General features: G+C 45.1%; 9 protein-coding genes and 2 pseudogenes. 5 read left to right on the top strand and 6 right to left on the bottom strand.

Going from position 1 to position 15,693, the window contains the following annotated elements:
- Positions 1 to 190: 190 nt before the first annotated feature.
- Together JCM12259_RS06480 and JCM12259_RS06475 are read right to left on the bottom strand one after the other, a co-directional pair.
- Positions 191 to 1,732: an OmpP1/FadL family transporter gene (locus tag JCM12259_RS06480; RefSeq protein ID WP_025065843.1), complete on the bottom strand. Its 1,542-nt coding sequence runs from the start codon at positions 1,730 to 1,732 to the stop codon at positions 191 to 193.
- A gap of 39 nt (positions 1,733 to 1,771) precedes the next feature.
- Positions 1,772 to 2,605, bottom strand: coding sequence for a hypothetical protein (locus tag JCM12259_RS06475; RefSeq protein WP_234396570.1), 834 nt, complete (start codon positions 2,603 to 2,605; stop codon positions 1,772 to 1,774).
- A 239-nt stretch (positions 2,606 to 2,844) separates the two neighbouring features.
- Here JCM12259_RS06475 and prmA point away from each other — a divergent pair, with 239 nt between their 5' ends.
- The 5 genes from prmA to JCM12259_RS06450 all read left to right on the top strand — a co-directional run bounded on the left by prmA (position 2,845) and on the right by JCM12259_RS06450 (position 7,745).
- On the top strand, positions 2,845 to 3,714 hold the full coding sequence (prmA, locus tag JCM12259_RS06470) for a 50S ribosomal protein L11 methyltransferase (protein ID WP_025065841.1): 870 nt from the start codon (positions 2,845 to 2,847) through the stop codon (positions 3,712 to 3,714).
- Positions 3,715 to 3,807: 93 nt separating this feature from the next.
- A complete protein-coding gene (locus JCM12259_RS06465) occupies positions 3,808 to 4,872 on the top strand; it encodes a LacI family DNA-binding transcriptional regulator (RefSeq protein ID WP_025065840.1) in 1,065 nt (354 codons plus the stop codon).
- Between the two features lie 47 nt (positions 4,873 to 4,919).
- Positions 4,920 to 5,729 carry a hypothetical protein gene (locus tag JCM12259_RS06460; protein WP_025065839.1) on the top strand — a complete coding sequence of 270 codons (810 nt, stop codon included), beginning with the start codon at positions 4,920 to 4,922 and terminating at the stop codon, positions 5,727 to 5,729.
- Positions 5,730 to 5,799: 70 nt separating this feature from the next.
- A complete protein-coding gene (locus JCM12259_RS06455; protein WP_025065838.1) occupies positions 5,800 to 6,495 on the top strand; it encodes a glycoside hydrolase family 25 protein in 696 nt (231 codons plus the stop codon).
- 44 nt (positions 6,496 to 6,539) lie between these two features.
- Entirely contained in the window at positions 6,540 to 7,745 is a 1,206-nt protein-coding gene (locus JCM12259_RS06450) for a zinc ribbon domain-containing protein (RefSeq protein ID WP_025065837.1), read from the top strand.
- A 94-nt stretch (positions 7,746 to 7,839) separates the two neighbouring features.
- Here the strand turns inward: JCM12259_RS06450 and JCM12259_RS06445 are convergent, their stop codons facing one another.
- From JCM12259_RS06445 to nifJ, 4 genes and pseudogenes are all read right to left on the bottom strand, one after another.
- Positions 7,840 to 8,436, bottom strand: a complete 597-nt coding sequence (locus JCM12259_RS06445; protein ID WP_025065836.1) for an aminotransferase class IV family protein — start codon at positions 8,434 to 8,436, stop codon at positions 7,840 to 7,842.
- Positions 8,420 to 9,403 (bottom strand): aminodeoxychorismate synthase component I, encoded by a 984-nt coding sequence (locus JCM12259_RS06440; RefSeq protein WP_025065835.1) that lies wholly within the window; start codon positions 9,401 to 9,403, stop codon positions 8,420 to 8,422. Before JCM12259_RS06440 ends, JCM12259_RS06445 begins: the two co-directional genes overlap by 17 nt.
- A gap of 14 nt (positions 9,404 to 9,417) precedes the next feature.
- Positions 9,418 to 11,960: pseudogene (locus tag JCM12259_RS14235) on the bottom strand (endonuclease MutS2).
- A 133-nt stretch (positions 11,961 to 12,093) separates the two neighbouring features.
- Positions 12,094 to 15,659: pseudogene (gene nifJ / locus JCM12259_RS14230) on the bottom strand (pyruvate:ferredoxin (flavodoxin) oxidoreductase).
- Between the last annotated feature and the right edge of the window lie 34 nt (positions 15,660 to 15,693).

The raw sequence follows: 15,693 nt of genomic DNA, 5'->3' as shown, positions 1-15,693 counted from the left end.
TTTTCTGCTCTTCCGGGCGGAAATGTTGTTTTTTGTCTAGGAAAGTTTCCGCCGCGGCGGAAACGCTGTTTTTTCGATTTTCTGCCTTTCCGCCCAGGCGGAAATATTGTTTTTTTGTCTGGGAAGGTTTCCGCCGCGGCGGAAACACTGTTTTTGGTTTTCTATGAATCAATCGTATGGCATATAGCTCTTAAAATCTATATCCCAATGTGAACAACAATTGATGACGCTTATTGTCTACACGCACTGCATCTGCGATGTTACTATCGTTTGGATTCTTATTATCATAATAACTCATAAACGGATAGAAATCACCCTTGGTCGCACTGAATTGATAAGCGAAATCGAAATTAAATTGACCGATGATATATCCGAATCCGCAGGTGAAGCGATTTGTCGACCGCCAGTTGGTGTAAGCGGTCTCTGAAGCGTAAAAAGTACCGGCCGACGAAATGGTTCCATCCTTAAATCCATCGCGATCAAACATCGGCGAGAGATAATTATACCCTACACGGATGGCAAAATCGGGTAAAGGTTTGAACTCTAAGCCTAACTTCAATGTGGAAACACCTTTCAAAACCTTTTGGGTATGATCATTCATCGCTTTGTCGCTTCTGCTTGACTCATAATACGCATCACGCCAAGTATCATAATACTCGCCGTCATTGATCCTTGTATCAGTGACTCCGTAATCGGCATATTCATAGCTTGCACCAAGAGCAAGACAATTACCCACAGAGTGTCCGAGACTCACCCCGAAACGCCATGGGGTAAAGATTTTGAAGTCATAACTCTCACCAACACTTTGATTTTTCTTTCCGGTAGAGATGGTTGTGGAATTGCTCGTCGTGAGATCATACCACGTTGGGCTGGCAAAGGAAAGACCAATGCGAAACGGCGAACCTTCGATGGGACGGAAAATGGCACCTATTCGGAGATTGACTCCTGTCCCTGTGATCTCGCGATCGTCAGCTATGCCTACACTGGAAATGTTGTCATGATTGGCTGCCAAGGTCTCTATGTATTCTCCATAATGCTTGTAGTGCACGTCGTGAACACCTATGGTCAGACCTAAATAGAGCCGATCGTGAATATTTCCACTCACATTGAAATCATATTCGCCGATATATCCTCTCATGGCTTGGTTGAATATGTAATCGGTGGCATTATAATAGTCAAAAATTTTATTGTGGCCTACAATCGTGGTATTCACCAAATTCTGCATATAAAGGTGGTCCAACTGGCTGTAAGTAGCGTCTTTATTATCACGAAAGACTTCGAGTTTTGCCTTTATGGCAGTCAACTTGTTTTGTGAAGCATTCGATAAGGCGCCGGAAGCCGATAAAATCTGATCGAAATTGCGGCTTTTATGATAGTTGAAAGCAAAGTTGAGAAATGAATTTCGACCATTGCGAAGCGCGTAAACAAAGCCGATCTGATCAAAACTTGCATTGTTTTTATGACCTGAGTCGAAGTTTTTCACATTGGGTTGCGATACCAAACCGAACGAGAGATTGGCCATTGACCGACGGAAAAGACCGATACCGGCCGGATTGGTACTGATCGTCGAGATGTCGGCTCCAAGTGCATCCATGGCTCCTCCCATACCCACATAGCGGGCAGTACCATTGAGTTCGTTGTCAATGAGTTTGGTGTTCTCGTATGTTTCCTGTGCGGTGGCAGACGCTGCAAATAGCACTGCGACCGCTAAAAATAAATGCTTCATATTCATTAAATATATAAATTGTTCTTGAATAAACGCATGTGTGCACTATCGTCTGCCGTTTCCAAAATGTCCACCACCACCTCCGGAATTACCGCCTCCGCCAAAACTACGGTTTCCGCCACCAAAACTTCGGCCGCTGTTCATCGGCGTATAGCTGCGAGAAGGCATGTTGTTGTCATAACTACGAGACCTAATGGAATTTACAAAACCTTCGTTCTCCTGTCTATTCCAGCTCGAGTTGCTATTTCTTGAACCAAAAGAACGAGTTCGATTACCGTTTCCGAACGTGAAATCACGTCTTCCTTCGATACGCGGACTTACGCCGTCCGAGTGATTACGGGTGCCTGTGATACCGCGTTGAACCACATATCTGTCGGGATAATAAGGATAATCCCATCCCCAACCATAATAATAAGGATTGCGCCATCTATATCCGTAATACCCGTAATACCAAGGATCGCGCCACGGATAATCCCATCCGGCATAGCCATAGTAGCCATAATACCAGGGATCATACCATCCCCAACGCGCCGACCAATATGGTCCGTAACCCCAATGGCCGTAGAACCAAGGATCATACCAGCCGTAATAGCCATCAAAGCGACTCATTCGACGACAATAAGCATAATCATTCTCATCTTCATAAATGGTGTCGGGATAGATTGCTTTACCATTGCGGTAACCGATCATACCATCCGAAAGAGAATCGGAATCGATCCTTCCATAACGACTTCTGAATTTGCCGCGATGATTGTATTCATCAATATTGCGATCACTCCCTATGTAATAAGTCGACCGATCTAATCGATCAATAACAGAATGATTTGTCTCGACCGTCTTTTTCGGTACGAAATAGAGGTCGTCATCTTGTGCCATCATTGTGAAAGACGGCATTGACAATAAGACTGAGACTAAAAATAACTTGTTCATTTGACATTCCTCTCCATCATTTCTTAAAATTTTCATTGCAAAAATAACACCTATTTCCATGCAAATATAGGGAAAAGCCCTAAACGCAAATAGGTTTTCTCCTATTTTTTATATATTTGCATCGCATTTTTAACGTATCAGACCAATTCTCAAAAAGATGTAATTGGTAGGACTTTACAGATAAACAGATGGAATATTTAGTAGCGGATTTCAAAATCGATTGTACTGAAGAGTTGATACAAATAGCTCGTGATCTACTCGCAGACGCAGCAGGAGAAGTCGGTTTCGAATCATTTGAAGAGACAAACAATGGATTAAAAGGATATATTCAACAGAGGATGTACGATCGCAATGCCTTGAATGCTGTACTGAATACGTTCCCGATTCCAGGTGTTCAAATCGATTATACGATTCAAGAAATGGAGAATCGTAATTGGAATGAGTCCTGGGAAGCTGCCGGATTCGAACCAATCAACATTGCAGATAGGATAACGATCTATGATGCAGCACACACTTTCTCTGATATTTCACACAAAGACATCGCCATCGGAATTGAAGTGAAGCAAGCATTTGGCACAGGAACTCATCAGACGACACGGTTAGTTATATCGAGTCTTTTAGATACTGAGATTATGGGCAAGCGTGTATTGGATTGCGGTTGTGGTAGTGGTATATTGAGTATTGCGGCTTCTAAATTGGGGGCCAGGGATGTTTTGGCGTATGATATTGATGAATGGAGCGTGAGAAACACTCAGCATAACGCAGCTTTAAACGGTATTGAGAATATCAAAGTGGTGTCAGGCGATGTGAGTGTATTGGTCAATCTGGATGAGACTTTTGATATTATCATGGCCAATATCAACCGCAACATTCTCCTCAAAGATATGCCAGCTTTCGCACGCGTTATGAATAGAGATGGTATCCTGATATTGAGTGGCTTTTATCAAGCCGATTCTGTGCTCTTATTGAAGCGAGCTTCAGAATTTAATCTGATAGAAAGAGGTAGGCGAATAGAAGATAATTGGACCTGTCTCACACTACATCGGGCAAGGATTTAGGCTATTTCCTTAGTGAAATGAGCTATATTTGCTTTCTCATTCTTTCATATTCCAGATAATATAACTACTTTTGCCACTGAAAATCATGATAATATGGACGAAAAAATTCGAATTAAAGATATTGCGGAAAGAGCTGGTGTCTCTGTCGGAACCGTAGACCGGGTATTACATAAACGCCCAAATGTATCGCAAAAGGCCCGTGAGAAAGTAGAGAAAGCTCTCGCAGAAATGGATTATCAGCCCAATATGTATGCCAGTGCATTAGCTTACAACAAGTCATATACTTTCTATCTGTTGATGCCCAAGCATGAATCCGAGGCGTATTGGGAGGAAATCGAAGAGGGAGCAATGAAAGCTTGCGAGCGAATGCGCGATTTCCAAATCAGTGTGAAGATCATGTTTTATAAACGATTTGACACGCTTTCGTTTACAAAAAAATATAACGAATGTCTCGATTCTGCTCCTGACGGTGTGATTATTGTACCTGCCGAACTGGAAATAACGCGTCAATTCACGGACAAACTGCATCAACGCAACATTCCTTTCGTGCTTTTAGACTCGAATATGCCAGATCTTCGACCACTTTCTTTTTATGGACAAGATTCTCTCAGCAGCGGTTCGTTTGCCGCAAAAGTATTGATGCTCGTAGCGTCGGGCGAAAAAGAGATCATGCTCATGAAGCAAATGAAAGATGGAAAAGTGGTAAGTAGACAACAAGAAAACCGTGAAGTGGGATTCCGGCATTACATGCGCGAACATTTCCCTCATATCAAAATCATTGAACTCAATCTTCCTCTTGAATATGAACGCAAGAATTATGATGCCATACTGGAAGACTTTTTCACAGCCCATCCACAATTACATCATTGTATAACGTTCAACTCTAAGGCGCATATTGTCGGTACTTTTCTGTTGCGCACGAATCGACGCGACATTCAAATCATGGGTTATGACATGGTGGGTAAGAATATGGAGTGTCTCAAACAAGGCAGTATCTCTTTTCTCATTGCTCAACATGCTTATATGCAAGGTTATTCATGCGTAGACACTTTATTCCGAGCCATCGTGTTGAAAAAGGAAGTAGAGCCTGTGAATTACATGCCGATAGAATTGCTTCTCAAAGAAAACGTAGACTATTATCGGCGTACTCAACTATAAATAGGACCGAGCTATTTTGTTTGTGTTCATTTTCCACCAATTCATCAATGAAAACTGACGTCATCAAACGCAATCTCTTCCGACTCCTTAGATCAGGAGCGCTCAACGAGTTTGAATCTTTGGAACCGATGTCAGCATTCAAATGGGATCGATTGATACGTTTGGTTAAAAACCAAAATGTGGTATCGATAGTCCAAAAAGGTATTAAAAATCATCAGTATGATGAGGGAATGAACCTCCCTTCTACACTTTTGACCGACTTATTCGATATTTCCGATACCTCGCAAATATATCAATTGCCTACCGTTATGGGCAATACCCTATTGAATAAGCGATTAAAAACCATTCAAGAAAATGAACGCCACGCGATGGATGCATCCATCGAGACTGTCAAATTACTCAATATCATTGTTCGCAACACTTATGCACTCCTCAATCGAGGCATCTCTTTGCACGACATTTTAGAATTGGGTGTTTTCCTGCGAACACGCGGTGATAAAGTGGATTTTGTGAAATTAGACAGTTGGTTGTTGAGACTTCATCTTCGCCGAATGGCTCGTTTGGAAGGAAGTCTTCTCATTTCATTTTTTCAATTCGAGCAAGCTGAAATTCCATTTGTAGACAAAATTGAACCAAGAGCCAATTATTTGGCTCTCAAAACACTCGAAACAAGTGGTGAAACAATGACCGAAGAGTGGCATTTCAAGCAGAGCCGGACTGGCTTTGTGCGAAACAACTCTGCTGTATTCAGACGTAATCTCCACCGCAGCATTCGTTATGTTCGGTATGCCCCGATAGAAACTGTGAGCAGCTTCGTGGCTAATTTTACCCGTTCGCTATCAGAGATAGAGGAGTAAAAACTTAATATTTATAAAAAACCAAACACCTAACTTTACCGTATCTTAGCTTTTTGCTACCTTTGCGACTATGAATCGAGTCATAGTCATCATATTAAGTCTGTTTTCTTTTATATCTGTAAGTGCGCAAAACAGCCAAGTCCAGTGCGAAGATACCTGCTCGCATATTCATGGCATTGACCTCAGTCATTATCAAGGTAATGTGTTTTGGGAAATTATTGGTGATAATACCAAGATGGCCTATGTATATTTAAAAGCAACGGAAGGTGGCGATAATCGTGATGACAAGTATGTGCGCAACATCGAATTGGCCCATCAATACGGACTCAAAGTGGGGTCTTACCATTTCTATCGGCCTAAGATTGAACAGCAAAAACAACTGGGAAACTTCATGACACAGTGCCTGCCTGGAGACCAAGATTTGATTCCGATGATCGATATAGAGACTACCAGCGGTCTCAGCACAGGCGAATTTTGCGATTCTTTATTCAAATTTATTGATTTGGTAGAGAAAGCTTACAAGCAGAAACCACTGCTTTATACGTTTACCAACTTCTATAATCGCCATTTGGTAGGCAAAATCAACGACTATAAATTGATGATTGCGCAATACACTCTGCGTGAACCCGTGCTGCAAGATGGTCGCGATTTTGAGATGTGGCAGTACACAGGAAAAGGCCAAATTAATGGAATCAACGGCTATGTGGACAAAAGTCGGTTCATGGGCAACCATAAGTTGCGCGAGATTCGATTCCGACACCGATAATCACTGACATAAGAAAATAACAGAATTAACGAATCATTACGAATATGGCAATTATTAAATGTCCCGAATGCGGTCATCAAGTGAGCGACAAAGCACCTGTGTGCCCGTCCTGCGGCGTGGAGATCGCCGGTAAAACCGTTAAATGTCCGCAATGCGGCGAGGTGTATTTCAAAGATCAAGCAGCGTGTCCCAACTGTCACCATGTCACGTTCACGCCGAATGTTACGCCGCGTGCTGAAGAGATTTCGTATGCTCCTGACAAACAACCAGTAACAGAACAGTCCGATGAACAACCGTTAAATGTGTCGCCAAAGACCGTGAATGAGTTTCCGACTAACGGTCAGTCATCGTCCGAAAGTCCGTTAATCAGTGAGCCGAAGAAGAAAGGTCATGCTGTGCTCATCGTTTCATTTATCTTGGCCTTGATCGTATGCGCCGTCTGTTTCTATTTTTACAACGACGCGAAAACCAGCAAAGAGCGCGAGGCCTATGATTATGCGATGGTTAGCAGTGACCCATTGGTGTTACAAAGTTACCTCGACACTTATAAAGATGCGCCCGAAGCCCACCGAGACTCTATTCAAGCCCATCTACAAAAGATTCAACAGACGGATCAAGATTGGACCAATGCTGTGGTCAGCGGATCCAAGAGCGATCTTGAAGTCTATCTGGCTAAGCATCCCGATAGCCCTCACAAGGCGGATGCTCTACACAAAATCGATTCGCTCGATTGGTTGCAGGCCAAGGCAGAAAACACGCAAATGTCTTATAACGATTATCTTCGGGAGCATGCCGACGGTGATCATATCGACGAAGCAACCGATGCATTGAATGCCTTGAAAGCCAAGACGGTGCAGCCCGAAGAGCAATCGGCTATCAATACGATCTTCCGCCGATTCTTCCAAAGTATCACCAGCAAGGACGAAGAAGGTTTGACTTCTACCGTCAGCACATTCCTCACCTCATTCTTAGGCAAAGCTGATGCCACTAAAGCCGATGTAGCTTCTTTGCTGCAAAAGCTCTACAAGGAAGACATCATGACAATGAACTGGCGCATCAATAAAGATTATAAGATCGACAAAAAAGAAGTGGGTGACAATCAATATGAATATACAGTTCAATTTTCGGTCGAGCAGCAAATCGAACGTACCGATCCGACCAAAGAAAAAGCGGCAAAATATCGTATCAAAGCCAAAGTCAGTCCAGACGGAAAGATCTCGGAATTCAATATGGTGAAGATATTGGAGTGACACATAACAAGACAACAATCTCTCTTGATCGGCGACTTAAAATCTATATTTAAGTCGCCGATGTTTTGTTATATCTTCAAACAATCAATTATTTTTATTTCATCACTTGATTGATGGGTATAATACACCTCCCTAAGGGAATCAATGCATTGATCAGAGAGATGAAATGAAAGTGCGGGAGATCGTTAACAGTGATGCGATGAGACGTGATAAACCCTTGATCAAGCAACCAAGCGCGCATCGTGCCGGGCAAAAGTGGCGTGTCGGGTGTAAACCATCGATGGCCGTCGAACAAAGCAACATTGGTGAAAGATGTGTCGGTGACAAGCCCATTTTTGATGATCAGAATGTCGTCACAACCTTGTCGCTGTGCAAATAACGCATTCAGATGCGAGCGGTCAGTGTTTTTGAAAGGATATTCCATGTCATCGGCACGGATGAGTTGTAGACTTTGGATCTGTCGCATCGTGTAAGGCTGATAGGTCTTGTTGATGAGTCCACGTTCATCATAAACAAGTCGTGCTTTGACAAGTCCTTCTGTCAATGGTGCGTCGGCAAGAATGGGCGCTAATGACAACGTTTCTGCTTCAGGGAAAAAGTGTTGACGAGTAGCGTTTAACCGTCGTTCATGATACGAAAGATGACGCGCTCGACCTCCGATGATGGCAATGGTTTCAATAAATGGGCACATATATTTTCTCAATAACTTCCTGATACTCGTCTTGGCAAATGCTTTTGGCCGTGATTCCACCACCTGCTTTATAATAAAGATGCCCATTTTCGGTATCAATAAAGCGAATCATCACGGCACTATCCATTCTGCCTCGCGCATAATAACCCATAACTCCCGAATAGAAACCACGCTGATAGTCTTCTGCTTGGGCAATGATAGACATTGTTTTGAGCTTGGGTGCACCTGTGATAGAACCTGCCGGTAACTGCGTATAGAGCATTTGACCAAGATGGTGATGATAATAGTCGGTCAGCTGACCATTAATTTCCGAGCTGGTTTGCAAAATTGCGCCTCGATTGGTTGTAAGTTGCTCCACATATCGGTATCGTGACACGTGCACATGATCGGCCACGATACTGAGATCGTTCCTAATCAGGTCGACGATCGTAGCATGTTCAGCCGCCTCTTTGGCATTGTCATACAACACTTTTGCAGCATTGGGAATCGTAGCGTCAATAGTTCCTTTCATCGGGAAGGAGCTAATGGAATATCTATTTACCCGCACGAATGTTTCGGGTGAAAAACAGACGAGTCGGTCTTTGATCCAAAGCCGATAAGGAGCATGAGCACGAAGGAAAATATCGCGCATCGAAACGTTGGTCTCCACGGGCACTCGACAGGTGAGATTAACCAAATAACTGTTGCCGGCTTGCAAATGATTCTGGACGATCTGCAATTGACGAGCGTAAGACTGTTGTGTAGGAAGATCGGCTTTCCATATCACTGGTTGCTCAGCAAAGGTCGCATCGGCAGGAATATTATCCCGTCCGGGGAACGCAAATAGGCATTCGCGCGCATCAATTGCATCGACTTCCTCGACGAAAGCCGTTTCGGTGTCATAGCTCACAACAAAAATAAACGGGCGATTAGCCGCTGCCAGTTCGTCAATTCGATGGATTGCTCGTTCTCGGTCGTATGCTTTCATCACAATACAAAGACTTAAAAATCGACAACTGTAATACCTGCACCGCCGAACTGCACATGTTCGTCATGATAATCCGTGACGTTAGGCACCGTCGAAAGATACTGTCGGATGAGTTGGCGCAGGATTCCATTGCCCTTTCCATGCAGTATTCTCACGCGCGGCATACCCACAAGGATGGCGTCGTCGATGAAATAAGTCACGGCGTGAAGCGCTTCATCACCTCGCATTCCGCGCACATCCAGATCTTGTTTGAAGTTCAGTTTACGACTATCGATGGTTTCGCGCGTTGACCGACTGATGGAATAAGGCTGCAATGAACGTTCGGTCTCATTCGATTCGGTTGTCGTCACGTGTTCCAAACGGTCTTTGCGCATTTTCGTTCGCATGTCGCCAAAGATAACGACTGCCATTTTCCCATCGACGGATTCGACTTTCCCAACCGACGAAAGACCTTTGATGCGCACGGCATCACCGACTTCGAAATCGGTCGAAGCCGTCGAACTCTTAGCCAGCACAGCAGCTTTGATTGCTTCGGTAGTACGTCGTTGGTCTTCGGCTTTCTCTCGTTTGCGCTTTTCATGGCGCTCTCTGCGCTGCTGAATCTGCGCCATCTTTCGAGCGATTTTCTCGTCGTTGTCTTTCGTGTCGACTTTTTGGATCTCTTCTTTGAAACTATTCAACTCCTCTCGAATGCGTCTGGTCTCTTCTTTTTCGGCCTGATGCTCACGAATTTCACGTATCGTATTCTCGATCTTTCGATTGCTTTCGCGCAGCAAATCTTCTGCTTGCTCGCGGGCTTTACGCAGAATTTCCTTGCGATTTTGCTCAATTTCGCTGATGTCGTTTTCGTATTTTTCGATGGTTTTCTCCATCTCTTTCTCGCGCTGATGAATGGTTTGGCGCTTGTTTTCCCAGTAACGCTTGTCGCGAATGATGTCTTGCAGATATTTGTCACTCTGCACATAAGCCGAACCGACGATCTCGGACGCGTCGCGAATCACCTCTTCGGGAAGTCCTATCTTACGCGCGATCTCGATGGCAAAACTGCTACCCGGCTGTCCGATCTGCAACTGAAAGAGCGCGCGCATCTCCTGTCTGTCGTACAACATGGCACCATTGACAACACCGTCGTGGTCTTCTGCAAAGTTTTTCAGATTCTGATAGTGGGTCGTTATAATGCCATAGGCTCCTTTCTTACAGAATTGTCGCAAAACAGATTCGGCAATCGCACCGCCGATCTGCGGTTCGTGCCGGCCCCGAACTCATCGATCAACAACAGCGTGCGGTCATTAGCCTGCCGCATCATATTCTTCATATTCAGCAAATGCGATGAATACGTGCTGAGATCGTTCTCGATGCTCTGTTCATCGCCAATATCGATCATGATGTTTTGGAAGATTCCGATGCTCGAACGTTCGCTAACAGGAATCGACAAGCCGCATTGAAGCATGTATTGTAGCAATCCAACTGTCTTCAAACACACAGATTTTCCGCCGGCATTCGGCCCGGAAATGATCAGGATTCGACGTTCGCGAGTGAGCATAATATCGAGCGGCACAATCGCTTTGCCTTGCTTTTGCAAAGAGTGTTGCAGCAAAGGGTGGACGGAATGCATCCAATCGACGTGTGGGAAAGCGTTAATTGCAGGCTCAAAAGCCATTAATCGGCTTGCAAATAACGCTTTCGCGCGAACCAAGTCGATAACTGCCAGAAAATCATACGAATACAAGATGTCATCGACGAACGGTCTGAGCTGATTTGAGAAGTCTTTCAAGATGCGGATTATTTCACGCTTTTCATCGGCCTCCAACTCACGGATGCGATTGTTTGCATCAACAACTTCGGCCGGCTCGATGTAAACCGTCCGACCGGTAGCCGATTCGTCATGGACGATTCCCCTGATGCGGCGCTTCAATGCAGGCGCAACGGGAATCACCAAACGGCCGTCGCGAAGCGTGGGATTGACATCTTTCTCCACAAGTCCTTCGTTTTGAGCCGACCGCAAGATGCTATACAAGGCGCGAGAAACACTCCCTTCGGTCCTGGCCAACTCGCTTCGGATACGCGAAAGTTCGGCAGAAGCGTTATCGCGAATGTTTCCGAATTTGTCTAATATTTGATCAATGCGCTGTATCAGCTGTGGAAACGTGAGCACATCTTGTGTCAGTCGATGGAGCGCGGGATAGGGATACGCAGGCGTTTTTTCGTCGACAGACTCCTCCGCACGGTTAAGATAGCGCACGATTAGGTGTATCGTTTCGAGCGAGCGACGCAAATCGAATAGTTCACCGGCCTCCATATAAGTGCCTTCAAGTCGGATTCGCGCCACAGCCTGACGTACATCGAAGAAGTATTGCAGCGGAAAATCATCGGCTTCTTCCTGCAATCGCCTGAATTCCCGCACCTGTTCCAGCCACTCGTTAATGATATTGACATCCGTGGAAAATGCAATTTGGTCTACTCTTTCCTTACCCAACGACGACAGACAATGCTCTTTCAGCATCGCACGAATATCGTCGAAGCCTATTTTTTGCTCAAAATTATTCGGATAAATCATGCTGCAAAATTACGCGAAGTTATACGAACAGCAAAACATATAACGCTAAAATCAAATGCGAAAGGGTATAAAAAAGACTCCTCAATGATGATATCGAGGAGTCTTTTATTATAATCAAAAGATCAGACAAGCCCTAAGCCTCGTTGCTCCAATCTTCTTTTGTCTTGCGAACATAACTCTTGTAACGGAGTTTAGCCATTTGCTCGGCAGCGGCAAAGAGTTCGTCGGCCTCATTGGGATAGGCTTTCTGCACGGAGAGATAACGCACCTCGCCCAAGAGGAAATCACGGAACTTCGTCCAATCTGGCTCTTTCGAATCGAGCGAGAATGGATTTTTGCCCTCGTCTGCAAGCTGAGGATTATATCTCCACAAGTGCCAGTAACCGCATTCAACGGCACGTCCTTCCTCGGCTTGGCTCCTACCATACCGCCTTTGATCTTCAAACCATGATTGATACACGGTGCATAAGCGATGATCAATGACGGACCGGGATAAGCTTCGGCCTCGCGAATAGCTTTCAACGTTTGTGCTTGATCGGCACCCATGGCAATCTGAGCCACATAAACATAGCCATAAGTTGTTGCCATCAATCCGAGATCTTTCTTGCGAATGCGTTTGCCTTGTGCAGCAAACTGTGCGATGGCGCCGAGCGGTGTCGACTTGGAACTCTGTCCGCCCGTATTCGAATACACTTCGGTGTCGAGCACAAGAATATTGACATCTTCACCCGATGCAATCACATGGTCGAGACCGCCGTAACCGATATCATACGAAGCACCGTCACCACCAATAATCCATTGCGAACGCTTGATGAGATAGTGATCCAAAGTTTTGAGTTCTTTGCAAATCTCACATCCTTGTTCTGCACCGGCGGCAATAAGCGGTTTCAATTTAGCTGCTGCGAGTTTAGAAGCATCAGCGTTGTCTTTGCCGTCGAGCCATTCTTGAGCAGCTGCTTTGAAGTCGGCAGAAGTGCCGTCTTTCGCCATCGCTTCATTGAGAAGTACAGAAATGCGCTCTTTCATCTTCTTATTGCCAAGCGTCATACCTAAACCAAACTCACAGAAATCTTCAAACAACGAGTTGTCGAAAGCAGGACCTTGCCCGGCTTCATTGGTCGTGTAAGGTGTGGAAGGTATAGATGCCGAATAAATCGACGAACACCCCGTGGCGTTGGAAATCATCTCGCGATCGCCGAAAAGTTGAGAAACCAGCTTCACATAAGGTGTTTCACCACAACCCGAACATGCGCCCGAGAATTCGAAAAGCGGCTGGGCAAACTGCGAGTTCTTCACATTGCTCTTGATATCGATGAGATGTTGTTTGCTCTTGACGTCCTTTACAAGATAATTCCAATTGGCTATCTGTTTTTCGTCGTGTGTGAATGGAACCATCGCCAGGGCTTTTCCATTCTTGTTTCCGGGACATACATCGGCACAGTTACCGCATCCCACACAGTCGAGCACACTCACCTGAATGCGGAAGTGCATGCCGGCCATGGGTTTGGGAACTTTCATTTCGAGTGTATTGTCATCGAAACCTTTGAGTTCTTGATCATCAAGCACGAACGGACGAATACAAGCGTGAGGACAAACATACGCACACTTGTTACACTGGATGCAGTTTTCGGATGTCCATTCGGGATTGAATGCCTCTACACCACGCTTCTCGAATGCCGACGAACCGTTCTTCATCGTTCCGTCAACCATATCATATTTGACGAAATCGGAGACTTTCAGCAGGTCGCCCGACTGTGCATTGATGGGCCGAACGATCTCTTTGATATAAGCAGGAACGTGAGTTTCGGGATCAGTTTGCTCGTCAGTCAAGTTAGCCCAAGCCGGATCTACGGTCAATTGCTTATATTCACCGCCGCGATCAACCGCTGCATAGTTCTTGTCGACCACATCCTGTCCTTTGTTTCCATAAGATTTGACAATGAATTTCTTCATTTGTTCCACAGCCAATTCTACGGGAATCACTTTCGTAATACGGAAGAATGCACTTTGCAGAATCGTATTGGTACGATTACCCAAGCCGATTTCCTGTGCTATCTTTGTAGCATTGATATAGTAAACGGTAATATTGTTTTTTGCAAAATAACGTTTGATCCGATTCGGAATGAAATTCACGAGTTCGTCACCTTCGAAAATCGTATTGAGCAAGAATGTTCCGTTCTTCTGCAAACCGCGAATCACATCATACATTGTCAAGTAAGCCTGCACATGACAAGCCACAAAGTTCGGTGTATTCACCTGATAAGTAGACCGAATCGGCGTGTCTCCGAAACGCAAGTGAGAACAAGTGAAGCCGCCCGATTTCTTGGAGTCGTAAGAGAAATATGCCTGACAATGTTTGTCGGTGTTATCTCCGATGATCTTCACCGAGTTCTTATTGGCGCCCACCGTTCCGTCTGCACCAAGACCATAGAACTTCGCCTCAAACATACCTTCACCTCCCATCGGAATCTCTTCAACCTGGGGTAGAGACGTGAATGTAACATCATCCACAATACCTACGGTGAAATGATCTTTGGGTTCGGGCAATTCCAAATTGTTGAATACGGCAATGATATGTGCCGGTGTGGTATCCGAAGATCCCAAACCATAACGGCCACCCACGATCAGCGGTTTATTCTCCACATCATAGAATGCACTCTTCACATCGAGATAGAGCGGTTCGCCTTCTGCACCAGGCTCTTTTGTGCGATCGAGCACGGCAATACGTTTCACTGATTTAGGTACGGCAGCCAGCAAATGCTTTACAGAGAATGGGCGATAGAGATGTACGGAGATCATACCCACCTTCTTGCCTTGCTTGTTGAGATAATCGATCACCTCGCGCGCAGCTTCTGTTGCAGATCCCATCAGAATAATGATATTCTCTGCATCTTCGGCTCCGTAATAAGAGAAGAGATGATATTCGCGACCTGTGATCTTAGAAATCTTTCCTAAATAATCCTCAACTATCTCAGGAATATTGCTATAATATTGATTGCAAGCCTCGCGGTGTGTGAAGAATGTTTCGGGATTCTCTGCCGTACCGCGTGTAACTGGGCGTTCGGGCGAGAGTGCACGATCGCGGAACCGTTTGATATCTTCCGGATCAACGAGTTTGGCAATCTCTTCCTGATCGATCATTTCGATCTTGTGATATTCGTGAGATGTGCGGAAACCGTCGAAGAAATTAACAAAAGGAATACTCGTTTTGAGTGTTGCTAAATGAGGAACAGCTGTGAGGTCCATCACTTCCTGCACAGAACCTGAGCAGAACATCGCGAAGCCTGTTTGTCTGCAAGCCATTACATCCGAGTGATCGCCGAAAATACAGAGTGCATGTGTAGCAATGGAACGAGCCGAAACGTCGAATACACACGGCAGCATTTCGCCGGCAATCTTATACATATTGGGAATCATCAGCAGCAAACCCTGCGATGCGGTGAAAGTGGTTGTCAGTGCACCTGCCTGCAACGAACCGTGCATGGCACCGGCAGCGCCTCCCTCTGATTGCATTTCTTGAACTGTGACCGTTTGTCCGAAGAGGTTCTTCCGACCTTTGGCGGCCCAAGTGTCAACATGTTCTGCCATCGGAGATGACGGTGTGATGGGATAAATGGCAGCCACTTCGGAGAACATATAGCTCACATAAGCGGCGGCTTCGTTACCATCACAAGTGATAAACTTTTTTTCTTTAGCCATTGTCTTATTGATAAATGTTAATTAAATGTTTTGT

The sequence above is a fragment of the Hoylesella enoeca JCM 12259 genome (assembly GCF_000613405.1).
In the GTDB taxonomy this organism is placed as follows: domain Bacteria; phylum Bacteroidota; class Bacteroidia; order Bacteroidales; family Bacteroidaceae; genus Prevotella; species Prevotella enoeca.
Note: the sequence above shows the minus strand (reverse complement) of the source record. Positions and strands in the feature narration are given on the sequence as shown.